This window comes from Spirosoma humi, from assembly GCF_054776575.1.
On the sequence record NZ_BAAHBR010000008.1, the window covers coordinates 427387 to 453687 of the forward strand.

Consider the following 26301-nt stretch of genomic DNA (forward strand, 5'->3'; position numbering starts at 1 on the left):
TGCCGTGAACGTACTCACTTTTTTTACCAATACGACCCGACGGCTATGGCTGGGGGTTATCTTCTTTCTCGTTGTTGTTTTACCCGGCACACTGCAGGCACAGGATACAGCAACCGACACCGGGACATCCACGAATACGGCCATTCCCGACAAACCAAATCCGCCCCGTTTGGTCAATGACTTTGTTGGTATTCTGAGTAGTACCGAGAAGGCGCAGCTGGAGCAGAAACTCCGTACGTACAATGACTCTACATCAACGCAGATTACGATTGTCATTGTGAAAACGACAGAACCCTATCCGATCGGTGACTTTGCTTTTCAGGTGGGCCGCAAATGGGGCGTAGGGCAGGCTGGTAAAAATAACGGCCTTATACTGGCCTGGGCAACGCAAACCCGCAAAATCTTTATTGCACCGGGTTACGGCCTGGAGGGGGCTATTCCCGATGCTATTGCCAAACGCATTATCACTAACACCATTGCACCCGCATTTAAACAGGAACAATATTACCAGGGTCTGGATGAGGCCACAACGGAAATCATCCGGCGTGCCAGTGGTGAATACAAAGCAGATCCTGATACCAGCAGCGATGACGGGGGAGGAGGCTTTATATTTATCATACTCATCTGTATCATTATTGTCTTCATTATAATCCGGCGGAACCGGGGCGGTGGCAGCAACAATAGCCGTGGTGGCGGCTGGGGAGGACCTATCTTTTTCCCAACAACCTATTCGGGCTGGGGTGGATCCAGTGGCGGTAGTAGCTGGGGTGGTGGCGGTAGCAGCGGGGGCGGCTTCGGCGGTTTTGGTGGGGGTAGCTTCGGTGGTGGTGGCGCTGGTGGCGATTATTAGCCAGACGACATCGGGCCAATCAGTATGATCTGCCAGTAAATATGCGGAATACGCCGTTCAACGAAAAAACGATTCAGAACTGATTGACAGAACCTATTTTTGCGGGTTAAGTCATTCACCCTGTATGGTTTCCGTTATTGATCGTTACGGTCTACTGCTCCTTCTTTTTCCGTTTTTTACCTTCGCGCAAACAAATCCGGTTGCCCCGAACACGGCTCAGTCGGACGTTGTTCAGCCTGATTCCTTACGTGGTAACGCAGCTGAGCAGGATATAGTCGACGAGACGATAGCTGCTGGTCAATCGGTCATTTTTGCTCCTTCTGCAAAGCGAAGAACCATTCAGGCCGTTGAAACGAAGGATAAGCTAAAAATCGACGGCCGGCTGGACGAAGCAGACTGGAAACAGAGCAAACTAGTCCGGCGCTTTGTGCAGGTCGATCCGCAGCAGGGCCGCCCGGCCACGTTTGGCACCGATGTTCGGGTGTTGTTTAATCGCCAATTCTTATATATCGCGGCTGTCAATCACGATACGCTTGGGCGAAAAGCCCTGCGGGTTCCTAACTTCAAGCGTGACTTCAATAGTCGGTCGCACGATTTATTCGGGGTATCCATCGACGGGTTTAACGACCGGCGCAATGCCATGACCTTCGTGGCCAATCCGCACGGCACGCAGCGGGACTTGCTCTCCTTCGACGATTTATTGTACGACGAGGACTGGGACGGTTTCTGGAAAGTGCGTACCAGCCGCACGGACTCGGGCTGGGTTGCGGAAATGCAGATTCCCTGGCAAACGCTGCGATATGCCCGCTCGGCTGATTCGATACAGACCTGGGGTATCAACTTCTTCCGTAACCGTCGATATTCCAACGAACTATCGGCCTGGTCGCCTTTCCCAAGGGCCTTTACGTCGAGCCGCATGGAGTATGCCGGGTTAATCACAGGATTGAAACCGCCCCCGCCTTCCCCCAATGTTCGGATTCAGCCGTACGTATTGATTAGTGATGACCGGGCCGATGGAACTGAAGTTGGCTACGGCCACAGCGCCAAGCTCAAACTCGGTGGCGATCTTAAATGGGCGATCAACCCCAACACGGTACTTGACCTTACTCTCAACACGGATTTTGCCCAAGCGGACGTAGACCGGCAGGTGAATAACCTGACCCGCTTTTCGGTATTGTTTCCGGAGCGGAGGGCGTTTTTTCTGGAAAATGCCAGCCTCTTTGGCGCGGGCCTGCCGGGCAACAATAACACGGGTGAGGGAGGAAGTATGATTATTAAACCATTCTTCAGCCGGACAATCGGCCTGGCCACATTACCTGATGGCACCAGTGCACCCGTACCCATCGACGCCGGAGCGCGGCTGGTCTATCGATCGCTCAACCGCAATTATGGGGGTATGGTTATTCGGCAGCGAGGTATTCCGGGGAGCCCGGCAACGGACTTTGTGGTTGGGCGGTATGTTGAGAATGTTGGTCGCCAAAACCGGATTGGAGCCCTCTTCACCTTAAAGAATGTGCACAGTACGGATAGCACCGGAAGCCATCAGAACGGGACGTTCGCCGTGGATGGTTTCTTTCGCTTGAATCAAAAGTGGACGTACAATGCGATGCTCATCGGATCGGCCAGTTCGGGGGGCACCGATCAGGGTATATCGGCATACAGCCAGCTTATTTACCGGACCAATCAGCTGGTAGGGTGGTGGACACAATCATTGGTGACAAAGGGATTTAACCCGGAAATGGGCTTCGTATCCAGGGGCGATGTAATTGCGACCACACCAGGATTGTATCTGGTTAACCGCGCAAAGTGGCTGCCTAAGTGGGTACGTAATTTTGAACCGGGTGCTTTTGTTGAGCTTTACCATAAAGCATCGACGGGCTATTTGCAGGAAGCACAGTACAGTTTTAACCCCATCTGGCTAACGTTCCAGAACGGGGGAAATCTGGGCCTGTTCGTGAACCCGACTTATCAGCGTTTGGACGATGGAGATTATCGTCCGCTGGATCTGGCTATTGTCTCGAACAAATACCGGTATGTCCGTTACAGTATTATGTTCGGTACTGACCCATCCAAGAAAGTGTCTTTTCAGGTCAATGGGGAAACAGGAGGGTATTATGACGGGCATCTGAATTACGTACGGGCGTCGCTTATTCTGGCCCCTATTCCGCATGCCGCTTTTACGTTCAATGCCGAAGCCAACGAGTTTAAGAACGTAGGCGACTACACCGGCACCGTATCGTTGTACAGCCTGGAGAGCCGACTGGCCGTTAATCCGCGTTTGCAGTTAATCAGCTTTATTCAGCGGAACACGTATAATGACAAGAACGCCTTGAATATTCGGCTTGCCTGGGAGTTCCAGCCGCTTTCTTTTTTATATATCGTCTATAATTACGGGACCTACGCCGGGTCTGTCGTTCGCACAGACCGGCAGCAGGAGCAGCATATTATTGGCAAACTATCTTATCTAAAGCAATTCTGAACCGCGTGGGTAGCCCGTGTGGTTCAGATGACCAGCTTTTCGATGAGCAGAATGAAGAGGTGAATCACTTTGATGTGAATTTCCTGAATCCGGTCGGCATACCCGAAGTGGGGCACGCGAACTTCAACGTCGGCCTGTCCCGCGAGTTTACCCCCGTCTTTACCGGTCAGCAGGATCACCTTCATGCCTTTCTGACGAGCCGCTTCGACCGCCCGGATTATATTGGCCGAATTGCCGCTTGTACTTAGCCCTAGTAGTACATCGCCCTCGTTACCCAAGCCTTCTACAAAGCGGGAAAAGACAAACTCGTAGCCATAGTCATTACTCACGCAGGAAATATGACTGACATCCGAGATAGCGATGGCAGCCAACGCCCGACGGTTATCACGATACCGTCCCGATAGCTCTTCCGCAAAGTGCATGGCATCGCAATGGGAGCCGCCATTGCCGCAGGAAATAATTTTATGGCCGCTCTTAAGCGCGTCGGCCATGAGCACAGCCGCTTTTTCAATAGCCGAAAGATGATCAGGGTTACTAAGAAACGTGTCTAAAACAGACTGAGCTTCAGTTAATTCCTGACGAATAATATCTAGCATGGGATAAAGAAGTAAGTAGTGAAGCCGTAAGCCGGTGGGGCAGAGCGACGTAAACATACTGCCAGCCTACGACTTTATGATTAAAAGACCCAGTTTCGGTAGGGCAGATTCCAGCGTATGGCAAAACTGGCCACCTGATCCGTATAACTGTCGGGTTTGTACTGACTATCCTGATAGCGATACAGGTAACGCCCTTCCAGAAATACGTTGTGCCGAATCATGTAGGAAGCCCGAACGTCGGCATAGGTAACGACTGTTTTGCGCCCCTGGCCAATGAAGTTGCCTTCGTCGCGAAAGCGGAATGTATAATCCTTCAGAATATTTCCTCCGTAGTTAATGCTGGGGTCTGGATCAGTACCGTACATCATCAGACCAAAAATGCCGTTGGCCGACAGGCGTTTGCGTTGGTACCGCACAATACCCAGCCCTTCCATAAAATTACCACCCAGCGGATGGGCCAACGGCTGACTATAGTGCGCATAGTTGGTTTGCCCGGCGGTAACCGTTGGTGACGCTTCGTGGGAGTAGGTATACGGACGAGCCAGGTTAAACTCCGTTTGCAGATCGAGGTTTGGTACCGAGAACGCGTCGATGTACTTAGCGCCTAGCTGAAACGCAAATTTGTTGGTCCAGTCGCCTTTGCCCGCCAACAGGGGTTTCAACCGGAATTCGTCCAGCATGAACTGGGTATACACCAGAAAATGGGACTGGAAATTAGCTTTGAAGTCAATGCCGATGAAGGCGTTATCACTACTGCCCAGGCTGGATTCAACGTAGCGATACAAAATGATTGGGTTCAGGTAACTCAGGTCCAGCCGGTCCCGGCTAAATACTTCAGCCTCGAACACGCCCAGATTCATGTGGTCGTTCAGATTGATGCTCAGGTGGTGCATGGCCGCAAATTTGGGCGGAATCAGCTTGTCGTCCTGAGGCCGGGGTGCCTGCGTATTTTGCAGGGAGGTGAACAGGTTCGTATACTGAATCCGGCGACCCAGCTTTGTGGATAGTTTCAGGAATAAATAAGCAGGACTATTGTCGGACAAAAACAGCGAGCGGAAGCCATTCCCGAAGAAGTTCCGGTCGTGCCCGAACTGCACATTAATAACTTTGAGGGTGTTGAATGTGATGTAGCCACGAGCCGTCAAGAAGTCCGCACCCGTTGTACGATAGGGCTTCACAAACCCTTCGCCCGGCGCTGTGGGCTGTGCTGTACCGGATCCGTTTCTGTCCTGGCCATACGTCAGGCCATATTGCTGGATGTATTCCGGATAAATGGCCTGATTATCAGCGAAGAACGTGTAAAAGCCAAGTTTACGGCCAATCGTTCCCCGTATTTCAAGTCCTCTCGTATTGACGAATTGTGCCTGGCTCCCGGTACTCAGCGTAGTCGTTGAACCGGATATATTTTCGGCCCCGAAGCCAAAATAGAGAACCGGATTAACGTGCAGGTCGACATCGGGCGTTTGCAGGTTGTAGAAATCCGCCTTCTTTCGATAAAAATGCGTTAGAAAAGGCTTTTTACTATCACCGGGGGCTGTTTCGGGTTTTAAATGGCGTGTAAATGGATCGGGCTTCAGCGAGTCGTACGGAGCTACCCATTCCCAGCTATCATTGCGCAGGTAATCGAAGTTAAAGTAATCTGTATCTGAAAAATCCCGATCGGGGTGAGCCGCAACACTATCGGTAAGTTGAATGATACTTTGCCGATTATAGGGCTTTACGGAGCTATGAAAACCTTCGGCCCATTTGTTCTGGCGAATTTCGAGCCGGTCTATTACATGATAGTAATCTGCGTTGAGCGGCACAAATGGGCTTTGTGCCCGAACCGAAAACGAAAGGAGAAGCGAACAGAACAGATAAAGGTTAATGCGCATGTAACTAACTGACTGGCGGTGTTATTAGGCCGATTTTTGTGGATGACTACAGGCTATAGGCCGGTTAAATTAGGTATTTGGTTTGGATATACGCCAACCTTGCGGCTAAATTACAGCGAAAGAAGCCTTTATACTATGTTTGTTTTTACACAACAGCCCTCATTGGCCAACCAGTACATTGCCGAACTTCGTGATGTGTCCATTCAACAGGACCGGATGCGCTTTCGGCGAAATTTAGAAAGACTTGGTGAGCTGATGGCCTATGAGATTTCGAAAACGTTGTTGTATCAAAACACCGCCGTACAAACTCCTCTCGGGGTATCCTACACGCAAGTTCTTCGTCAGCAGCCCGTATTGGCCACTATCATGCGGGCCGGATTACCCTTTCATCAGGGATTCATTAACTACTTCGATCAGGCTGAGAATGCCTTTGCCGGTGCTTACCGCGGCTATAGTCCAGATAAAGAGGATGACTTTGAGATTGCGATGGATTACATTGTAAGCCCTGACTTAAGCGGGAAAACACTTATTCTGTGCGATCCGATGCTGGCCACGGGCCGTTCGCTCGAAAAAGTCTACCATGCCTTATTGCGCTACGGAATTCCTGCCCAAACCCATATTGCGGCAGTCATTGCCAGCCCCGAAGGCGTTCGTCATGTGCAGCAACAGTTGCCCCAATGCCATCTATGGCTGGGCGCGATAGACGACCATTTAAATGAGCATTCGTATATAATACCAGGACTGGGTGACTCCGGCGATCTGTCGTACGGTGGAAAAGTATAGCCTATAGCAACGGTTGACCACCCGGTCTGCCAGTATCAGGCTTTAAAAATAATTAGTGTCTGTCAATACAAAACGGGCTCCCTTATCAGTAAGGGAGCCCGTTTTGTATTGACAGACACTAATTATCGGAGATCGACTACCTCAACGCCTGGATACTTTGCCTTGTCGAAGGCAAAGAAGGTATCCGGCACGTTGACGTTAGGCGTAAACTTGGTAATGGTATACGATGTCTGTTTGCCGTCTTTGTTAACGATCAGCCAATTACGAACTGATTTGTCGGCTTTGTCGACCGAGATTTGTACGGTTTTTATCGCGCTTTTGGGCCTGTTGGAGGTTAACTCGATTACTTCGAGCGTGCGTCCTCCCTGCTTCTGTTCTTTCAAAAAGCGATAATCGAAACCACGCTTGTAAATGGTATAAATCTGGGTGGGATTCAATTCACTGTTTCCACCGCCGTCATAGTCCTGCACGTTCACTTCATTGGACTCTTTGATGTATGTAGACATCGTTTTGCCATCTGTGAACACCTCCTGACCGCCCAGTAATAGCCGGAACTTCTCGTTTTTTACCGTCAAATCTCCTTTATAAGATTCTTTAGCAGCCCCGCCTACGCTCGTAAAGGTGAAATTTGCCTGATACGATTTTAGGGACTTGTACTTTTTACTCATTGCATCCAAAATGCTCTGCGCCCGTTTGTCTTTCTGGGCAAAAGCAGGCAGCGTCAGGATAAACGCCAAACTTAGCATCCAAGCTATCTTCTTCATTTTCATTGGTACTACTCGTCGTATGTGATTCTCTTACTCGATTTAATCCGGAAATCGAGCGTATTGTTTTTAGACGGGAAAATAAGGGGAAAAGTTTCTGCCTGCCGGAAGTTGTCTGGTCTGTTATTCGCCTTTCAGGCGCTTCAGTATCTCTTCCAGCGTTTGCAAATCCTGAACCAGCACATCGCGGGCTTTGCTTCCCTCAAAAGCACCCACAATTCGGGCGGCCTCCAGCTGATCGACTAAGCGCCCCGCGCGGTTATAGCCAAGCTTGAGCTTACGCTGAATCAACGAGGTGCTGCCCTGCTGATGAATAACGATGAGTCGTGCCGCTTCGTCGAACATGGGGTCACGATTGGTCATGTCCACATCTTTATCGTCGCCCTGACCACCATCATCGCCCACAAATTCGGGTAGGGCGTAAGCATCGTCGTAGCCGCGCTGGTTTCCGACAAATTCGCAGATGTCTTCGATCTCGTTCGTATCCACAAAGGGACATTGTAAGCGAACAATATCGGAGTTAGACGAAAGCAGCATATCGCCCATACCGACCAATTGCTCGGCTCCACCCGTATCCAGAATGGTTCGTGAATCAATTTTAGACGTTACCTTGAACGACAATCGGGCCGGGAAGTTGGCTTTGATTAAGCCTGTAATAACGTTTACCGATGGGCGCTGGGTAGCTACAACCAGGTGAATGCCAATGGCGCGGGCCAACTGCGCCAGCCGGGCAATGGGCTGTTCGACTTCTTTGCCAGCCGTCATCATCAAGTCGGCCAGCTCATCAATAATCAGGACAATGTAAGGCAGAAAACGATGGCCTTTTTCGGGATTGAGCCGTCGTTTGACAAACTTGGCATTGTATTCTTTCAGGTTCCGGCAACCGGCGTCTTTGAGCAGGTTATACCGGTTATCCATCTCGATACAAAGCGAGTTGAGCGTGTTGACAACCTTCTTTGTATCGGTGATGATGGGCTCTTCAGAATCGGGAAGCTTGGCCAGAAAGTGCCTTTCCAGCTTGTTGAACAGCGTAAGTTCAACTTTTTTAGGATCAACCAGTACGAGCTTGAGCTGCGATGGATGTTTTTTGTAGATGAGCGAGGTAAGCAACACGTTCAACCCGACGGACTTACCCTGTCCGGTAGCTCCGGCCATGAGCAAGTGCGGCATTTTGGCTAAATCAGCCACGTAAATCTCATTCGAGATCGTCTTGCCCAAGACGATAGGCAGGTCAAACTTGCTGTTGTTAAATACATCGCTCGTAATGACCGACCGCATGGAGACCATCTCGCGGTTCTTGTTCGGTACCTCAATACCAATCGTTCCCATGCCGGGCATTGGCGCAATGATCCGGATGCCGAGGGCGGATAAACTCAGGGCAATATCATCTTCGAGACTCTTGATTTTAGAAATGCGGACGCCCTTGGCCGGAATGATTTCGTACAGCGTAACCGTCGGTCCGATAGACGCCTGGATGGAGTCGATTTCAATACCGAAGTTACGCAGCGTATTTTCTATTTTCTCTTTATTCGCTGTCAGTTCATCATCCGAAACCTGTGCCTTACGGCTGTTCGGGTAGTCGGTCAGGAGGTCAGAAAGCGGATACTGGTACTGCGGCAAATCGAGCGTTGAGTCATACAAGCCATGCGTTGCAACCAGATCATCCTCTTCGAACGGGTCGGGTTCAAAGGTTGGAGCGGGGACAGCACTAAGCTCTTCGTCGACATTATGGCTAGTCGTTGTATCGCGATTTTTGATGGTGAGCGTAACGCCTGTAGTTTGGGCAATGACTTCGGGTAACGATGCTGCCGGGGCTGGCTGTTCGGCTGGCGTTGCATCCTCCGAAACAAATGAGTTAACGGGCTGGCTCGGTGGCGAGAATGGCTCGAGCTCCAACTCATCGTTCGGCTCCTCTACTTCATCTTCCTCGGGCTCCAGCTCGCTTTCGGCATAGGTTTGCAACGGATCATCTGAACGCTTCTTAGCCCTTAGTTGGGTAGAACGTGAAAAGTCCGGCAGCTTTATATTCCGGACGTCGAAAAAATAAACGACAAAAAAGAACAGCAGAAAGCCAATAAAGGCCAGATTTCCCCACCCAAACAAACTGTACAGAACCACATTGACCTCATAACCGATGCCGCCACACCAAACACTGGCGGTATCGGCGGAGTTGGTAACCAGCACAACATAACCCAGCATAAGGCTGCACCAAACGGCCGCAAACAGCAGGGCCTTGGTTGCCCGGCTCAAGGGAACCAGCTCGCTCCCGAAGGTGAGTTTGTAGCCTGACAAAAAAACAATGACAGGTATGGCAAGCGCGCCCACGCCAAACCAGCGGAACACAAAAACCTGGGCTATGTAGGCCCCTACCAGCCCAACCCAGTTGCGGGTTTCGGTGCCGGTTTCGGCAAGTGGTACTGAGAAAGCCGCGCCTACGACACTCTGGTCGGCGGGCCCATTGATGAGATACGAAATAAACGCGACCATCAAGCCCAGGGCCAGCCCCATCAGCAGCATGCCCAGGGTTAGGGCAGAGCGCTGATCGGTGAGCCAGCGATCGAGGGCGGCTCCCCAGTTGAACGAAGGAGCTTTGAACCGACCCGATGATGATCCCCCATCCCGGTTGACGCGTGGGCGGGGTTCATTGCGTTCGGCCGGACGTCGGATTGTATTCTGACGGGGTGATGTAGTTGGTTGTGCCATACGTTGGGTTAGGGCGGTCGCTGCAGGTAAATTTCCCACTTTTTAACGAGAAACCACGATAAGAAGAGGTGCAGAGAGACAAAAAAAAGGCCGTATAGTAGGTAATCAAATGGAAGGCCCGCTATTTAGCTACAGTTCGCTTAATAATGACTTATTAATGCGTTTGGCAAGCGCTGGCCCTTCGTAAATAAAGCTCGTGTATACTTGTACTAAACTGGCACCGGCTGCTAGTTTTTCTTTCGCATCTTCAGGCGTAGCAATACCCCCTACGCCAATAATTGGAAAAGAACCACCCGATTGCTGATGTAAATACCGGATTACTTCGGTAGCCCGTTCGCGCAGCGGTTGACCACTGACCCCGCCAGCGCCCATCTGGGCAACGGTAGCCGGAGCGGTGGCAAGCCCATCGCGACTAATGGTTGTGTTGGTCGCGATAACGCCCGCGATCCCGGTTTCGGCAACGATGGCAATAATGTCGTCCAACTGCCCATTCGTCAGGTCAGGGGCAATTTTTAGCAGAATAGGTTTAGGAACTGGTTTCTGCTGATTTTCCTGTTGAAGAGCCGCCAGCAGGCGCGTGAGGGGTTCTCGTTCCTGTAAATCACGCAGGCCGGGTGTGTTGGGCGAGCTGACATTGACAACAAAATAATCGACCGCGTCGAATAATTCGCGGAAACTGAGGAGGTAATCCGTCAGGGCCTGTTCATTTGGAGTATCTTTATTTTTGCCGATATTCCCGCCAATAATTACCTGGCGGTTGCCCCGGTTTCTGGCGAAATGCCGAAGCCGTTCGGCGGCTGGGCCTGCGCCTTTATTGTTGAAGCCCATCCGGTTGATTAACCCGCCGTCGGCTTTTAATCGAAACAGACGTGGACGTGGATTGCCTGGTTGGGGGCGAGGGGTTACCGTCCCGATTTCAACGAAGCCAAAACCCAGGTCACTTAGCTCGCTAATTAACTCGGCATTTTTGTCGAACCCGGCGGCCATTCCTATCGGGTTCGGAAACGTGAGCCCAAATACGGTGCGTGCTAGCCGTTTATCGTCAACAACATATAACTTTCGGCAAAGGCCGGATACGCCCGGAATAGACAAGGCTATCTGTAACAGGCGCGTAACGGTATGGTGAATAGTTTCGGCATCAAAGCGGAACAGTATGGGCAAAATGATGTGCTTGTACATACTGACAAAGATAGTATAGTGCCGCCCGTCCCCGGTTGGTTTAGTCTATAGAATCTTTGTCCGGCCTGATCTGACGAATAGGCCGGATGACTTTTGATTACCCGAACAGATCCGACGAGAGATATCGGTCGCCCCGGTCGCAGATGATACAAACGATGATGCCGGAGTCAAGTTCCTGGGCCAGATGAAGGGCCGCGTGCAGTGACCCACCGCTGCTCATACCCGCAAAAACACCCTCCACATTGGCCAGCTTTCGGGTCATAAGGGTCGCTTCTTCGGCCGAAACGTCCATGACCCGGTCAACGCGTTCGGGTTCAAAAATTTTAGGCAGGTATTCAACGGGCCATTTACGGATACCCGGTATCGACGAGCCATCGGTAGGCTGACAGCCCACAATCTGTATAGCCGGATTCTGCTCCTTCAGGTAGCGAGACGTGCCCATAATGGTGCCCGTGGTGCCCATGGATGAAACGAAATGAGTGATTTTACCAGCCGTATCGCGCCATATCTCAGGGCCTGTCGTTCGGTAATGAGCGAGGTAATTGTCGGGATTGGCAAACTGATTAAGCATCAGGTAGCCGCCCTTCTGCACTTGCGCATCGGCGTAGTCACGGGCACTTTCGATGGTTTCCGTCAGGGTAACTTTCGCGCCAAACGCTTCCATGGTCAGTACCCGTTCGCGGGTTGAATTTTCGGGCATGACCAACTCAATGGGAATATCGTAAAGCCGGGCAATCATGGCCAGGGCAATACCCGTATTCCCACTGGTGGCTTCGACCAGGGTCATGCCGGGCTTGAGTTCACCACGGGATAGAGCACCCTGAATCATGCTGACAGCGGCTCGGTCTTTTACACTACCACCGGGATTATTGCCTTCAAGTTTGCCGTATACGGTGACGTTGGGGTTTGGATTCAGGCGGTTTAACTCAACCAAAGGGGTATTACCGACTAAATCGAGCAAGGTTGCCATGCTGATTCGTAAGAAAGTTGTTTTTAGCTGTCAAGGAGAAAGCCACTCAATAAGTTCGTAAATAAGGTTGTTTCCGCGAAAACCATGGGCCAGGCGTCAAGGATTTACGGGGTGATAGTTTGGTTTCAGTGAGTACAATTACGCACAGAATAATTTTATTTATCGACTAATTGCTTGAAAATGAAAAATTTGTAATTTGCTCTTACTATTAGGTAAGCAACCACTGCTTATTGAGTAATTCTTTTTTTCCAACTATTCACACGTTTAACAAATCGAGTATATGAGAGCAACTGTCGTTACTCATCCGCTTTCGAAGGGACATGTCGAAAAGCTTGCAGGCCAGTTTTCCATGTCAGATCTTACGCTTCCATTTTGGGGGTGCCGCAAAAAAATGCCCATGCACCGGATTGTGCGTTTAGAAGGCGAGGGGAATTACACCTTATTTCATTTTTCAGATGGCAGTCAATTAATTGTGTCACTGACGCTAAAAAAGATGGAGAGCCGCTTATCGCCCAAAGTTTTTGCCCGTCTGCATAAAAAAAATATTATTAATTTATTGTACCTGGATAGTGTCCATCCCAGCCAGCAGCAGTTGAGCGTGAGCCTTATCAATGGGGATCGGGTAGAAGTCTCCCGTCGGAAAGCCAGCCGGTTTATCAAACACCTCAAGGGGTTTCAGCAAGAGCTGTCGATGCTGAATGATCTGGAAATGGTGTCGTAAACCCATTAGTAAACAAAAAAGCGTTTTCCTGCACAGGAAAACGCTTTTTTGTTTACTAAAGAATCTATTTTTTTTGTTTAGCCAGCTCTTCATCCCGCAGCGGTCGTCGAAGAATTTTGCCAACGTTAGACTTTGGTAATTCCGTCCGGAACTCGATGAGCCGGGGTACTTTATAAGGCGTCAGGTTCTCGCGGCAGTAGGCTTTTATCGTATCAATGTCCAGATTTGGGTCTTTTTTGACGACAAATATTTTAACTACCTCCGTCGATTTTTCGTCAGGTACGCCAATGCAGGCCACTTCGAGAACACCGGGGCATTGGGCCACAACATCCTCAATTTCATTGGGATACACATTGAACCCCGACACCAGAATCATGTCTTTCTTACGATCGACGATTTTGAAGAAGCCGTCTTCGTTCATGACACCAATGTCGCCTGTCTTGAACCAATCGCCCAGCATGGATTGAGCAGTTTCTTCGGGGCGCTTGTAGTAACCCAGAAATACCTGCGGCCCACGGGCAACAATTTCACCTGGTTCGCCAATGCTGGCGTCCGTACCATCTTCACGAACGATTTTCATATCGGTGCTAGGCCAGGGGATGCCGATGGTGCCTACGCGAACGCTGCCATCAACGGGGTTTGAGCTGAGTACGGGCGATGTTTCGGTGAGTCCATAGCCTTCGCAGGGGGTGTTGCCGGTTAGCTTGGCCCATCGTTCGGCTACGGCTGTCTGCAGCGCCATACCTCCCGCTGACGTAACCTTCAGAGAACTGAAATCGACTTCGCCGATACGCGGATGATTCAGTAGTCCATTGTAGAGGGTATTGACCCCCGTAAAGGCCGTTATCTTATACTTTTTCAGATCGTCGATAAAGGCATTTAAATCGCGTGGATTGGTAATCAGCAAGTTCATGGAACCGCTTTTCAACGAGGCCAGTGCATTCGTCGTGAGGGCATATACGTGATAGAGGGGTAAAGCAGCTACAATAATGCCTTCGCCATCGGGAGTGCCGCCCGGCTTCATCCAGACATGCTGCCCTTCTACATTGGCAATAATGTTTCGGTGGGTCAGCATGGCTCCTTTCGAAACGCCCGTTGTGCCACCCGTATACTGCACAAAGGCCAGGTCTGTGTTCTGGATCGGGACGGGTTTGAAGGGCTGGCTACTTCCCCGGCTCAGTGCATCGCTGAACGAAATGGCATCGGGCAGGCTGTATGCAGGAACCAGTTTCTTTACATATTTTACGACAGCATTGACGATCTGCTTCTTAGGAAAACCCAGCAAATCGCCAAGTTGAGTAACGACGACGTGCTGAATCTCCGTTCGGTCGAGTATCTTCTCCAGATTGCTGGCAAAGTTGCTTAGAATGACAATTGCTTTGGTCCCCGAATCTTTGAATTGATGCTGCATTTCGCGGGGCGTATACAGCGGGTTTGTATTAACAACCGCCAGCCCAGCCCTGAGTGCTCCAAACATAGCGATGGGATACTGAAGCGTGTTAGGCATTTGGATCGCAATACGATCTCCTTTATGAAGCTTCAGGTCATTCTGTAAAAAAGAAGCAAACTGGGACGATAACTGATCCAGTTCACCGAAGGTGATTTGCTTTCCCATACAGGAGTAAGCAGGTCGGTCCCTGAATCGCCGGCACCCTTCTTCCAGCAAAGCGGCCAGCGACGTATAGGCATCAGGGTTAATTTCGTCAGGGATGCCTTCTGGATAAAAACAGCGCCAGGGATATGGATTTATGGTCGATTGAGTGTTCATGTAGTGTGCAGGTTTAGCGCAGAAATGATGGTTCGATCCAAATCAGGGCGTTTGCCAGCGAACCGTTGGCGAGATATGTCAGGCCTCCCATCATTGTTGCGTACAACAAAACTAAGTAAATTGTTCAATTCTTTAGAGGTCGACAAAAAACCTTTCGGGGAAGTGAAAAAACAAACGCCGGGACTTTTCGAGTCCCGGCGTTTGTCATACCCATTGGTACATGTATTCTGCCGTTTGTAATAAAGTGATCGCTGGCGTGCAACATTAAACCAATTTCTTGCGTCATTAGCCTGACGCTTTAACAGCGTTTAAGTTAAGAAAAGAGTGCAAAAACGCCGGGCCACGATGTGTTCGGCGTTTTTTGGTTTTGCACTACTGGCAAGATAAGTAATATTTTTCTAGGCGCTACTGGTTGACAATTAATTTATGCTATACGGCTCAAAATGAATGCGCTGCTTCTATACTAACGCCCTAGTTTACCCCCGTCTGTTTCTGAATTGCTTTTTCTAATGCCATCGGTAGTGGCCATCTGCTTGCCTGGTAAGAACAGAATTTGCTAATTCCACTTAGTCATAAACTACGTTTATCACAGTTGACCAGGGCTATCGGTTGGGTAAATGTTAAATAATTGTAAATCAGGTATTTATTAACGTTTGTTAACAGTTAAGCTGCTCGATGTGAGTAGCGTTCGGACGTAGTTTTGGCGATTACTTACACAAATTATGTCGCTAACGCTATACGATTATGGTAACCTTTAACCGATTGAATACCGCCATCGGGTGGCTTGTTTTCGCCACGGCGCTCCTTACGTACGTTCTGACCGTGGAACGAACGGCCAGCTTCTGGGACTGTGGTGAGTTTATTGCGGCTTCGTTCAAACTTCAGGTGCCTCATCCGCCAGGAGCTCCTTTTTTTCTGTTGCTGGGCCGAATTTTTTCCATGCTCGCGCTGGGCGATCTTACCCGAGTCCCGTATTGGGTCAACATGGCATCCGTACTGGCCAGCGCCTTTACCATTTTGTTTCTCTTCTGGACTATCACCTTACTCACTCAGAAACTACTGGGTAAATCAACGAATGCCTACACCGCTACCGATTCGATACTGGTTCTGGGTACAGGCGCTGTTGGTGCGTTAGTATACACGTTTTCGGATACCTTCTGGTTTTCAGCCGTCGAGGCCGAAGTGTACGGGATGTCGTCTTTTTTTACGGCGATTGTTGTGTGGGCTGCTTTCAGGTGGGAGCATATGGAGGAAGAAGCGGCCGCTAACCGCTGGCTCATTTTCGTAGCCTACTTAACCGGGTTGTCTATCGGAGTTCACTTGCTGAATCTGGTCGTTACCCCGGTTCTGGCGCTCATTTACTACTATAAAAAACACCCTGTGCCAACTTTCCGGGGCGGCCTGCTGGCGTTGAGTACGGGGCTGGTTGTGTTGGGCTTTATTAATACATCCATTTCGGGTTTACCCGCACTGGCTTTCGTGGTGGAGCGGTTGTTTGTCAATTTGTTTGGTATGCCGTTCAACTCCGGAGTAATTTTCTTTATCCTGGCTTTAGTGGTTGCCATCGGGTATGGCATTGTCTGGTCGATTCGTCGGCAGCGGGTTGGCTGGAACACCGCTTTACTGGCGATAGCGTTTCTACTGATTGGCTATACGTCTTACTTACAAGTGCTCGTTCGGGCAGGTTTCAATCCACCGCTGAATGAAAATAATCCCGCCGATGTGCTAAGCTTCCGGGCTTACCAGAGTCGGGAGCAGTACGGTAGCCGCTCGCTACTGTACGGGCCTGTATTCACCGCCCGCCCGATCGATCAGAAGCGGGGCGCCCCTATGTGGAAAAAGGAAAAGGACAAATACGTCATCTTCGACTATCAGCCGGAATACATCTATGCTCCTGGCGACGAAATGCTGTTTCCCCGATTGTACAGCAGTCAGCTAAATCACCCTCAGTTATACCGGAAAATGCTTGGTCTGGCGGAAGGGCAGAAGCCAACCATGGGCGATAATCTCCGATTTCTGTTTACCTACCAGTTGGGGCATATGTGGTGGCGATATCTGATGTGGAATTTTGCCGGTCGGGAGAGCGACGAAGATGACGCTGGTTTTCTATTGCCCTGGTCATCCGATCAACTGGTGCCCGACCTGCTAAAAGCCAATAAAGCGCACGATAACTTTTATATGCTTCCCTTCCTGCTGGGCTTGTTGGGTAGCATTTACCAGTATAGACGCCGACGGCAGGATTGGCTCATTGTGAGTTTATTGTTTCTGATAACGGGCGTTGGTCTACAGATTTTTCTGAATTCGCCCCCGTCCGAGCCACGGGAACGTGATTACATCTATGTCGGCTCGTTTTACTTCTTTGCCATTTGGCTTGGTTTAGGCGTGGCAGCCCTTGTCGAAGGATTACGGACGGCGTTGAAGTCAGTCAAACTGCGTAATGAACTGGTGCTGGGCCTATGCCTGCTGTTACCCGTAATGATGTGCGTAAAAAGCTGGGATAACCACAACCGGGACCACCGCTTCCATTCGGTTGATTTTGCCAAAAATATGCTTAGCTCATGCGCGCCGAACGCGATTTTATTCACCGAAGGGGACAATGATACGTTCCCGCTTTGGTATGTGCAGGAGGTGGAAAGCTTTCGGCGTGATGTACGCGTGTGCAACCTGAGTTTGCTGGGCACGGAGTGGTACATCCAGCAGATGAAACGGAAGACCTACGAGTCCGATGCCGTACCCATGTCGCTGGAGTTCAATCAGTTTAACAAAGGTAAGAACGACATTATTCCCTTCTACGAGATTCCCGGAGTGAAAAGCGGCATTGACCTGAAACAGTACATCAACCTGGTGAAGGTGAATAGTCCAGCCATTCAACTGCCACTGACTAATGGCGAAGTAACCAATGTACTGCCCTCATCCATACTTTATCTGCCCATTGATAAAAAAGCCGTAGATCGGGCTCATTTTCTTCCGGATCAGCTCCGGCCGCTGCTCAAAGATACCCTGCAATGGACGCTGGGCGAGAAAGACCTCTACAAGCCCAGTCTGATTATGCTGGATGTCATTGCCACCAACAACTGGCAACGGCCTATTTATTTTTCGAGTACATTAACCACGGATCATTACCTGGGCTTAAAGAGTTCCATGCAGTTGGAGGGGTATACCTACCGTCTGATGCCAGTGGCTGTGCCAGGAGCGACAGACGGTTATGTCAACTCGACGATCATGTATACCAACATGATGCGTAAAACCATCTGGCGGGAGCTTGACAACCCCGCTGTCTACTACGATCAAACCTACAAAGGACCGCCTGTTGTCTCGGCCCGGTTGGCATTCTTCCGGCTGACGGACCAACTTCTGCGCGAAGGCCAGCTGGATAAAGCGCGTGACGTGCTGGAGTTCTCGCTGAAGGTGATGCCGGATAAAAGCCTTCCATTCGACCAGATTTCCTCGAACTATGTGCGGTTTCTGTTTGCGTTGAAAGAACCCGCTAAAGCCCTGTCCATAGCCGATACGATGGCTACCCGCGCCGATCAGAATCTGACCTACACCAAAAGCGGTCAGGGGCGATTTAGCAGTCCCAATGCTGATTTGTATATTCTGCAAACGATTATCGAAGCTTGTAAGGAAGCAAACCAATCCATGGCTGCGGCCAGATATGACGCCATTTTTCAAAAGCACCTGGCTGCCTTTGGCGGATAAGTACCAAGCTCATCAATTACTGTTCTAAAGTGGACGTTTTTTGTCCATAATCGTACACATGTATTAAATTATAGGTAAGGACAGGATTGATTATCAGCTGGTTCGTCTTCTGGTACGGTAGTTGACCCTTAGTCAGCTATGGGTCTACCCGGCTCATACTGGATTGCAGTAACTTTGTTTAGGTTAAGAAAAGGTATAAACCATTCCCGTCTTGAGGAATGGTTTTTTGTTTCCCGGTACCTCAATATGTATGTCTACAAAAGAGGAATTTAGATGTCGGGTTAGAAAAAGTAAAAAACTAGTGTAATGTTTTCCTGCCTGAATCGTCTCTGCCTATATAATCTCAAAAAAATTTAATCCAGGATGCAACCTGTAGGGCAAGAGTCCTATCCTTACTCCAACGAACTAAAAAGACAGGAAGCCGGATCCGTCTTGGCCGTTCATAAATCGTTATTCATTCCCCGCCTACCGACTTAACCCCAACAGGTTCAATCGCTCCAAAAATCTGATGAAACATCTTTTCACGCTGCTTCTGCTTAGCGTATGGGCGACTAGTGCCCAGGCTCAAGCGCTTCATTCCGGTAAATTAACGGGCTCACTGACCGACTCGACGACGGCAAAGCCGGTCCCCTTTGCTACAGCCGCCCTCATGGACGGGGCCAGACTGGTTACGGGCACTACTACCGATGGAGCCGGTGCATTCGTGCTACCCAATATACCGGTAGGCTCCTATACGCTCGCCCTGTCGTTTGTGGGTTACCAAACCAAGCGAATACAAGTTATCCTCACCGCCGATCAGCCGGTGCGTCAGCTTGGTTCCATCCTCCTGATGACAGAAGGAAAAACGCTGGGCGAAGTGACGGTGGCCGGCCAGAAAGCGCTGGTCGAAGACAAAGGCGACCGGTTAGTTTATAATGCCGAAAAAGACATTTCGAACGCGGGCGGTACGGCTGCCGATGTCTTGAGAAAGGTGCCTACCCTGAGTGTTGATCTGGATGGTAATGTGCAAATGCGGGGAAATGGCAATATTAAAGTGCTCATCAATGGAAAACCCTCGGCCATGATGGCCCGTAATCTGGCGGATGCGTTGCGCCAAATGCCCGCCAACGTCATTAAATCCATTGAAGTGATTACCAGCCCCGGTGCCAAGTACGACGCCGAAGGATCGGCTGGTGTCATTAATATCATCACCAAAAAAGCCCTCCAGGGTTTCAACGGATCAGTGAATGTGACAGCAGGAAACCTAAATCGGAGCGTGGGTACCAACCTGAATCTGAAACGAAAGAAGTTTGGCTTCTCCTTATCCGCCAATGGATACCAGTTTCGAAACATTCGGGAAAGCCAGTCGATCCGCACAACGTTGATGCCCGTAAGCGATGGCCCCAGCCTGCCGCTGAATATACTGACCCAGAGTAGCCAGGCGGATAATATAGGTACGGGGGGGTACGGCGAGATGAGTATGGACTATGATCCGGATTCGACCAATCACATCAATTTTGCCGCCAATGTCTGGGGAGGTCATTACCCCAATAATAATTCAGTCATCAATCAGCTGACCAGCCCCACGGGCGACGTGTTGCAGGCCTTTCGAAATGACATTCGATTTTCTAATCCGTATGGCAATGGACAGCTCGATCTTGGCTATACCAAGATCTTCCGAAAGCCTGGACAGGAATTGTCTGTACTGACGCAGTTCAGCCGAATGCCCGATAACTATTTTTATGATACCGATCGGTACAGTCTCTCCGACCTGCTGACCTACCGCCAGCACAGTACCAATTATAGCAGTAATAAAGAATATACCGCACAGGCGGATTATACGCATCCGTTCACCATTAAAGGAGTTCATGATACAACCAACATCAAGCTTGAAATTGGTCTGAAGGCTATTTTGCGTGATATTGGCAGTGAATACCGCGTGACGCAATCACTGGACGGGAAAAGCGCCATGCTGCCCGATTCAACCCAATCGAACGATTTTAATTATATACAGAAGGTCTATTCGAGCTACACATCGTTGCGGATAGATACCAAGCATCATTGGAATTTGAATGCCGGGGCCCGATTTGAACACACCGCCATTCAAAGCGATTTTGTTACGAGCCAGACAAAATTGTTCAGTCAGTATAATAACCTGATTCCGAGCATTACACTGTCAAAACAGATTAAGGCAAACACGTTAAAGATTAGCTATACTCAGCGGATTCAACGCCCGATGGTGTGGTACCTGAATCCATGGCTCAACCAGAGTGATCCGAAGAATATTCAAACGGGTAATCCCTTGCTGAATCCGGAGTTAAGCCACGCTACCGAACTGGCCTATACCCTGAGCGCCAAGAACGGATTGTCACTTAACACGGCCTTATACTGGCGGTTGACCAACAACGCCATCGAATACCTGGCGACGGTAGATGCCGCCGGGATATCCATTACAAAACCCCAGAATATAGGCAAGCGCAAAGCATACGGGCTGAACGTCAACGTCAGTAGTCAGCCTACGAAAAACTGGACGCTCAACGGCGGGGGGGATTTGCGGTATGTTGACTTAAGCAGCCCCGCCCTCAAGCAGGGAAACAATGGGTTGGTCTGGAACCTCAACCTGAATACCAGCTACAAACTACCCCACAATTATACCGTACAGGCAAATGGGAATTATAATTCGGGCTGGATTAGCTTACAGGGTACCAACACGGGTTTCTACTGGCACAGTATTTCGGCCAAACATGATATCCTGAACAAGCAGGCCAGCCTCACGCTGGGTTTAAATAATCCATTCTATCGGGGAATCGCCCAAACGAGCCGACAATCAGCGCCCACCTTTGAATCCGAATCGCGTTTTTATCTGATTCGTCGGTCGGTGCGGCTCACCTTCGAGTGGCGATTTGGCCAGATGAGTGCCGGGGGCGGCAAGAAAGGCAAGAAGATCAGCAATGATGATAAGGATAGATAGGGGGTAAGTAGGGCGGTTTAATAAGCCCAAAGGCTAATCAGTTGATTTTGAGTTGCGTTAACTCTAATCCTGATTAGCCTTTGTTACTAATATGTGCTCCCGAAGGGATTCGAACCCCTATCGTCGGTACCGGAAACCGAAATTCTATCCATTGAACTACGGAAGCAGACAATTTCCCTGTTTGGGCCTGCAAATATAGCAGATTACAAGACTAAAACGCAAGCCAAATCATAAACAAGATTTAAGTTTGGGCCATTGCTGACCCAAACTCGACAAGCATTTACCGGCGTCCGCGGCCTCCGCGTCGGTTTTCACCCTTAGGCGCTACGCTGTCCTTGCCTTTTGAGCGACTGCTCGAGCGTGACGAAGACGACCCGCGCGAGGAACCCTTTGCTTGGCTACTATTATCGCTTCGGCTCGATCGGCGGCTGGTGCCCAGGTCGGTAGCCCGACCGGCACTGTCGCTGACTAACGCGAAGTCCATGCTTCGGCGGGCGAGGTTGGTTTCTTTTAGCCGTACGACCACCGCATCGCCAAAGGTGTACATCTTCTTGGTACGGCTGCCAATGATGCGGTAATTGTCTTTATCGTATTCGTAGAAGTCGTCGCTCAAATCCTGCATCCGGACTAAACCTTCGCAACTATTTTCGGTGATTTCTACAAAAATGCCAAACTCGGTAACCCCCGAAATAACGCCTTCAAACGTTTGATCGGGAGCCATACGGCTCATAAACTCAACCTGTTTGTACTTGATACTGGCGCGTTCGGCTTCTGAAGCCATTTTTTCCCGCTCCGACGAGTGCCGACATTTCTCTTCGTATTCCTCCCGGTCGGCGGGTTTACCTTTGTCGAGGTAGTGCTGCAACAGCCGGTGCGCCATCATGTCGGGGTAACGACGGATGGGCGACGTAAAGTGGGAATATCGTTTGAAAGCCAAACCAAAGTGTCCCAAATCTTCGGTGCTGTAGCGCGCTTTGGACATGGTTCGTACGGCCAACTGCTGAAGCATATTGGCTTCTGGCTTGCCTTCAATGCTCGCCATAAAGCGGTTCATTGAATTCGACAGGTGGTCGTCGTCGACATTGAGCTTGTAGCCTAGCTTACGGGCGAATTCCGAAAAGCTACGTAGCTTGTCTTCGGCAGGTGATTCGTGAACGCGATACACCATCGTGTTTTCCTCACCACCTTTATTCCGTTTCGAGAGCGAGTGTACAAATTCCGCTACGCGTTTGTTGGCCAGCAACATGAACTCTTCAATGAGTTTGTTGGTATCCTGGCGAATTTTTGGGTAAACAGCCAACGGGACACCATTCTCATCCAGCCGGAAGCGCACTTCAACGGTTTCGAAATTGATGGCTCCGTTCTTGAATCGTTCATCGCGAAGCTTGTACGCCAGCTCATTCAGCAGCCGAAGTTCTTCCAGGTAATCGCCACTGTTGTGGTTCAGAATATCCTGCGCTTCTTCGTAGGCGAAACGCCGGTTGGAGTGGATGGCCGTTCTGCCAAACCATTCCTTTACAATCTGGGCGTTGGGTGTTAATTCGAATACCGCCGAGAAGGTGAGCTTATCCTCGTTTGGCCGCAGTGAGCATAATCCATTCGACAATTTCTCCGGAAGCATGGGCACAACCCGATCCACCAGATAAACTGATGTGGCCCGTTTGAAGGCTTCTTCTTCCAGTTTTGAGCCTGGCAACACATAGTGCGTTACATCGGCAATGTGCACACCAATTTCGTAGTTACCATTGTCAAGTACCTGCACCGAAAGCGCATCGTCAAAATCCTTCGCATCAATCGGGTCAATGGTGAAGGTCGTCACATCGCGCATGTCGCGTCGTTTGGCCAAATCCTTCTTCAGAATCTTAGTCGGAATGGCTTCGGCTTCCTGCTCAACATCGGCGGGAAAATGAATGGGTAAACCAAACTCGGCCAGAATGGCGTGCATTTCGGTATTATTCTGCCCTGCTACACCCAGCACCGTCAGTACCTCGCCCTCAAACCGCTGTTTGCTGCTGTTGGGGTCCGGGAACTTCGTTAACCGGACGATCACTTTCTCGCCATCGCTGGCCCCAGCGAGTTTTTCTTTCGGGATAAAAATGTCGTCGTAGATTTTCTTGCTATCGGGAACAACGAAGCCGTAGGTTGGCCACACTTCGATGCGTCCTACCAACTCCGTGCGTCCTCGTTCGACTACGTTGGCTACTTTGCCCTCAATCCGTCGTTTGGCCCCATTTCGTCCGCCGTTGCGGGAGTCAGTGAAGCGCACAACCCGCACCCGGTCGCCGTCTACGGCACCGGCAAGGTCATCCGTCGATACCCAGATGTCATCGTCCCGATCGCGACGAACACCGGCTTCGGTGTCCGGAACAACGAACGCAAAGCGTGAGTTGACATGGTCGACAATGCCTTCCACAACGTTCGCATCGGCGTCTGCCCGATAGCTGCCGTCGGCCTGACGGATCAGGAAACCTTCGTCCTGTAATTCGCCAATCAGGCCGTGCATAATGAGTTTCATGCGCCGGTCGCTGGTATCGAAATGTTCAAGAACCTGCTCCTGTGTAAATGACTGATTGTCGTTGATCTGAAAAAACGCCATCAGGTCGTTTTTCATTTCATCCAGAAACGAGTCCGCCTGTTGTATAGACCGGGCCCCTCCAGGCCGGGTCTGACTCTTTCCTGACTTTTCTACCCCTTTTTCCCGGGGGCGCGACGGTTGAGACTGCCGGCTGGCCGATTGACCAGGGGTATCTCTTGTATATTTATTTTGTTTCGGTTTTCCGTTTCTCATGTTAATTTCCAGCCTTCATGGACTGGCTAAAAAGTCATGGACTACCGTAGTAGTCCATTGACGTATACTTTTCTGTATTTAATGGTGTTAACCCGGTTGTTAATGAACCGGATAAACAACTGATTGACGCGGCTGTCCTACCTGACTGCCTCAGTCACTCAGAACAATGTGCTCGTCGGCCACAAGCGGGGCACCCACCATTTTTAGATAAACCTGAACCAGCATCACCATCGAATCGCGGGCGTACTGCTCGATACGTGGCCAGTCGTGCTCGCGGTAATAGATTTCGCTGGTTCGATCGCCGGTCCATTCGAGTGGTCGGGTTGGGACATTCAGAACAGCGGCCAGCAGATCGAGAGGTGCAAAATGCCGTTTATCGCCAAACTGCCAGAACTCCAGTGTGTCCCAGTGTGGTATCTCCCAGGGCTTCTTACCTGATATCTGTAACGCTGGTGGCAATGGCAACCCATTGACCATCAGCCGTCGACACAAATAAGGGAAGTCAAATTCCTTGCCATTATGGGCACAGAGAGTAAGTTCGCCGGGTGGGTATCGGTTTACAATGACTAAAAACTCATTCAGTAGGGTTTGTTCGTCGTCATTGCTCAACAATTTTACTTTCAGGTGGGGCTTATCGTCGTCATCGAAGAACAAACCGCCCACACCAATGCAAATAATCTTGCCAAACTCGGCAAAGAAAGAGGCTCGCCGATCATACCAGCCAGCCGCCGACAACTCGTCGTCATTCTTGAAATATCGGCTCTTTTCTTCCCATTGTCGTTGTAAACGCGGGTCTACTGACAGGAGTGACGGCTCCCCCGCCACTGTTTTTAGATCGATAAAGAGGAAGTTTTTTAGACGGCGCTTCCAGGAAATGGGTTGAGGCATAGTATATAGCGTGGGTAAAAACCCGCAAATCTAAATAATGACCTTTGTGAGAAGGTCCGAGTCGTAGAAACGTAGGCATCAAGATCGCGGGTCTTCACCCACCTTACTCAGGCATGCAATATGCCTTCCAGGCCCAGGGCGGGTATTGTCACCAGGTTTTCTTCGACAATGCTGTCGGGCACGAAGATAAACTTCTTGTCGAAGATCTGTTTTCCAATAAAATAACTCACCCAATATTCGTTGTTCAGGTGAAATACATCCGGCATGATGGTTTCGACAACTTCATGCGCTCCGGGTTGTATCTCGACAAAGAAATGGCGCAGGGTCGAGGTTTTCTGCTCTTCGTCGTCTTTCAGTCCGTATCCTTTTGAGGTAACAAAAACCGTTTGGATGGGCACGTCATTCTGGTTGATCAAAAAAACCTGCCAGTCGTAGCCGCCAAGAAGATTCTCTTTCCGGGCAATGACTATGTGTACGCCTTCAACGGGCAAAAAATTAATGTCTTTCTTCATTATCCTGAACTAATTCCATGTCAAACAACTCGAACAAGTGCCGCTGAACATTGTTTGCTACTTCGTCTAAAGAGACCTCCCGACCCAGTTCTACAGCCAGTGAGGTAACGGCCTTGTCGGTTATGCCGCAGGGGACAATATGAGAAAAATAACGCAAATCCGTATTAACGTTCAGCGCAAATCCATGCATCGTTACCCAACGGCTTGCTTTAACGCCCATGGCGCAGATTTTACGCGGATTTGGGCCGTCAGCGTCAAGCCAAACGCCCGTTAGCCTCTCCGAACCTGCGCCTTCTATCCGGCCTGCCTGCAAACCATAGTCGGCGAGGGTCAGAATAATACTCTCTTCCAGTAGCCGCATGTACCGGTGAATGTCGGTAAAGAAGTTATCCAGATCCAGGATGGGGTAGCCTACCAATTGGCCCGGACCGTGGTACGTAATGTCGCCCCCGCGCCGGATTTTGAAAAACGTCGCACCGAGCTCGTTGGTCAGTCGGTCTTCGTCGATCAGCAGGTTTTCCGGGTGCCCGCTGGTGCCAAGGGTATACACGGGCGGATGCTCGCAGAAGAGCAGGTAGTTGGTCGTGGGCTGTTGCTCATCGGCCGCCAGGGTACGGTTCAGTAGTTTTTGATTGACAATGGTGGCAAACAGGCGCTCCTGTTCATCCCAGGCTTGCTGATACGCGATCAATCCTAACTTACGAACGTCAACTTGTTTATTAATGCGACTATTCATTGCTTTACGGAGGAACTGGCCTTTCATAAGGCAACTTCCTG

The 26301-nt window shown here is 50.2% G+C and carries 17 protein-coding genes and 1 tRNA gene; 6 read left to right on the top strand and 12 right to left on the bottom strand.

Annotated elements, in window-relative coordinates:
* Positions 1–4: 4 nt before the first annotated feature.
* A complete protein-coding gene (locus ACYU8Y_RS10500) occupies positions 5–850 on the top strand; it encodes a TPM domain-containing protein (RefSeq protein ID WP_460936873.1) in 846 nt (281 codons plus the stop codon).
* A 124-nt stretch (positions 851–974) separates the two neighbouring features.
* Positions 975–3329 carry a carbohydrate binding family 9 domain-containing protein gene (locus ACYU8Y_RS10505; protein ID WP_460936875.1) on the top strand — a complete coding sequence of 785 codons (2355 nt, stop codon included), beginning with the start codon at positions 975–977 and terminating at the stop codon, positions 3327–3329.
* 23 nt (positions 3330–3352) lie between these two features.
* Here the strand turns inward: ACYU8Y_RS10505 and lpcA are convergent, their stop codons facing one another.
* Positions 3353–3925, bottom strand: a complete 573-nt coding sequence (gene lpcA / locus ACYU8Y_RS10510; RefSeq protein WP_460936877.1) for a D-sedoheptulose 7-phosphate isomerase — start codon at positions 3923–3925, stop codon at positions 3353–3355.
* Positions 3926–4005: 80 nt separating this feature from the next.
* A complete protein-coding gene (locus tag ACYU8Y_RS10515) occupies positions 4006–5799 on the bottom strand; it encodes a hypothetical protein (RefSeq protein WP_460936878.1) in 1794 nt (597 codons plus the stop codon).
* 135 nt (positions 5800–5934) lie between these two features.
* Here ACYU8Y_RS10515 and upp point away from each other — a divergent pair, with 135 nt between their 5' ends.
* Positions 5935–6582, top strand: coding sequence for a uracil phosphoribosyltransferase (upp, locus tag ACYU8Y_RS10520; RefSeq protein ID WP_460936879.1), 648 nt, complete (start codon positions 5935–5937; stop codon positions 6580–6582).
* Positions 6583–6704: 122 nt separating this feature from the next.
* On the opposite strand, the gene ACYU8Y_RS10525 is transcribed toward upp, so the two are convergent.
* The 4 genes from ACYU8Y_RS10525 to cysM all read right to left on the bottom strand — a co-directional run bounded on the left by ACYU8Y_RS10525 (position 6705) and on the right by cysM (position 12198).
* Positions 6705–7346, bottom strand: coding sequence for a LolA family protein (locus tag ACYU8Y_RS10525; RefSeq protein ID WP_460936881.1), 642 nt, complete (start codon positions 7344–7346; stop codon positions 6705–6707).
* Between the two features lie 123 nt (positions 7347–7469).
* Complete coding sequence (locus ACYU8Y_RS10530) at positions 7470–10049, bottom strand: FtsK/SpoIIIE family DNA translocase (protein ID WP_460936883.1); 2580 nt, start codon at positions 10047–10049, stop codon at positions 7470–7472.
* A gap of 129 nt (positions 10050–10178) precedes the next feature.
* Positions 10179–11228 (bottom strand): quinone-dependent dihydroorotate dehydrogenase, encoded by a 1050-nt coding sequence (locus ACYU8Y_RS10535; RefSeq protein ID WP_460936885.1) that lies wholly within the window; start codon positions 11226–11228, stop codon positions 10179–10181.
* Positions 11229–11325: 97 nt separating this feature from the next.
* On the bottom strand, positions 11326–12198 hold the full coding sequence (gene cysM / locus ACYU8Y_RS10540) for a cysteine synthase CysM (RefSeq protein ID WP_460936887.1): 873 nt from the start codon (positions 12196–12198) through the stop codon (positions 11326–11328).
* 280 nt (positions 12199–12478) lie between these two features.
* Here cysM and ACYU8Y_RS10545 point away from each other — a divergent pair, with 280 nt between their 5' ends.
* On the top strand, positions 12479–12919 hold the full coding sequence (locus ACYU8Y_RS10545; RefSeq protein WP_460936889.1) for a LytR/AlgR family response regulator transcription factor: 441 nt from the start codon (positions 12479–12481) through the stop codon (positions 12917–12919).
* A gap of 64 nt (positions 12920–12983) precedes the next feature.
* On the opposite strand, the gene ACYU8Y_RS10550 is transcribed toward ACYU8Y_RS10545, so the two are convergent.
* Positions 12984–14687: an AMP-binding protein gene (locus ACYU8Y_RS10550; RefSeq protein ID WP_460936891.1), complete on the bottom strand. Its 1704-nt coding sequence runs from the start codon at positions 14685–14687 to the stop codon at positions 12984–12986.
* A 744-nt stretch (positions 14688–15431) separates the two neighbouring features.
* On the opposite strand from ACYU8Y_RS10550, the gene ACYU8Y_RS10555 reads away from it, so the two are divergent.
* Both ACYU8Y_RS10555 and ACYU8Y_RS10560 read left to right on the top strand, forming a co-directional pair.
* On the top strand, positions 15432–18386 hold the full coding sequence (locus ACYU8Y_RS10555; RefSeq protein ID WP_460936893.1) for a protein O-mannosyl-transferase family: 2955 nt from the start codon (positions 15432–15434) through the stop codon (positions 18384–18386).
* A gap of 508 nt (positions 18387–18894) precedes the next feature.
* Positions 18895–21336 carry a TonB-dependent receptor gene (locus ACYU8Y_RS10560; protein ID WP_460936895.1) on the top strand — a complete coding sequence of 814 codons (2442 nt, stop codon included), beginning with the start codon at positions 18895–18897 and terminating at the stop codon, positions 21334–21336.
* A gap of 94 nt (positions 21337–21430) precedes the next feature.
* Here ACYU8Y_RS10560 and ACYU8Y_RS10565 read toward each other — a convergent pair.
* From ACYU8Y_RS10565 to lipB, 5 genes are all read right to left on the bottom strand, one after another.
* Positions 21431–21502 (bottom strand) — tRNA-Arg (locus tag ACYU8Y_RS10565).
* A 114-nt stretch (positions 21503–21616) separates the two neighbouring features.
* Complete coding sequence (rnr, locus tag ACYU8Y_RS10570; RefSeq protein ID WP_460936897.1) at positions 21617–24124, bottom strand: ribonuclease R; 2508 nt, start codon at positions 24122–24124, stop codon at positions 21617–21619.
* Between the two features lie 150 nt (positions 24125–24274).
* Positions 24275–25012, bottom strand: a complete 738-nt coding sequence (locus tag ACYU8Y_RS10575) for a 3'-5' exonuclease (RefSeq protein ID WP_460936899.1) — start codon at positions 25010–25012, stop codon at positions 24275–24277.
* Positions 25013–25119: 107 nt separating this feature from the next.
* Positions 25120–25524, bottom strand: coding sequence for a hypothetical protein (locus ACYU8Y_RS10580; protein WP_460936901.1), 405 nt, complete (start codon positions 25522–25524; stop codon positions 25120–25122).
* A complete protein-coding gene (gene lipB / locus ACYU8Y_RS10585) occupies positions 25508–26260 on the bottom strand; it encodes a lipoyl(octanoyl) transferase LipB (protein ID WP_460936903.1) in 753 nt (250 codons plus the stop codon). Before lipB ends, ACYU8Y_RS10580 begins: the two co-directional genes overlap by 17 nt.
* Between the last annotated feature and the right edge of the window lie 41 nt (positions 26261–26301).

Coding starts and splice junctions, on each gene's coding strand:
- ACYU8Y_RS10525 (WP_460936881.1), bottom strand. CDS start 7,346: ATGAAGAAGATAGCTTGGATGCTAAGTTTGGCGTTTATCCTGACGCTG.
- ACYU8Y_RS10560 (WP_460936895.1), top strand. CDS start 18,895: ATGAAACATCTTTTCACGCTGCTTCTGCTTAGCGTATGGGCGACTAGT.
- ACYU8Y_RS10505 (WP_460936875.1), top strand. CDS start 975: ATGGTTTCCGTTATTGATCGTTACGGTCTACTGCTCCTTCTTTTTCCG.
- ACYU8Y_RS10550 (WP_460936891.1), bottom strand. CDS start 14,687: ATGAACACTCAATCGACCATAAATCCATATCCCTGGCGCTGTTTTTAT.
- cysM (WP_460936887.1), bottom strand. CDS start 12,198: ATGGCAACCTTGCTCGATTTAGTCGGTAATACCCCTTTGGTTGAGTTA.
- ACYU8Y_RS10515 (WP_460936878.1), bottom strand. CDS start 5,799: ATGCGCATTAACCTTTATCTGTTCTGTTCGCTTCTCCTTTCGTTTTCG.
- upp (WP_460936879.1), top strand. CDS start 5,935: ATGTTTGTTTTTACACAACAGCCCTCATTGGCCAACCAGTACATTGCC.
- lipB (WP_460936903.1), bottom strand. CDS start 26,260: ATGAATAGTCGCATTAATAAACAAGTTGACGTTCGTAAGTTAGGATTG.
- rnr (WP_460936897.1), bottom strand. CDS start 24,124: ATGAGAAACGGAAAACCGAAACAAAATAAATATACAAGAGATACCCCT.
- lpcA (WP_460936877.1), bottom strand. CDS start 3,925: ATGCTAGATATTATTCGTCAGGAATTAACTGAAGCTCAGTCTGTTTTA.
- ACYU8Y_RS10535 (WP_460936885.1), bottom strand. CDS start 11,228: ATGTACAAGCACATCATTTTGCCCATACTGTTCCGCTTTGATGCCGAA.
- ACYU8Y_RS10580 (WP_460936901.1), bottom strand. CDS start 25,524: ATGAAGAAAGACATTAATTTTTTGCCCGTTGAAGGCGTACACATAGTC.
- ACYU8Y_RS10545 (WP_460936889.1), top strand. CDS start 12,479: ATGAGAGCAACTGTCGTTACTCATCCGCTTTCGAAGGGACATGTCGAA.
- ACYU8Y_RS10575 (WP_460936899.1), bottom strand. CDS start 25,012: ATGCCTCAACCCATTTCCTGGAAGCGCCGTCTAAAAAACTTCCTCTTT.
- ACYU8Y_RS10530 (WP_460936883.1), bottom strand. CDS start 10,049: ATGGCACAACCAACTACATCACCCCGTCAGAATACAATCCGACGTCCG.
- ACYU8Y_RS10555 (WP_460936893.1), top strand. CDS start 15,432: ATGGTAACCTTTAACCGATTGAATACCGCCATCGGGTGGCTTGTTTTC.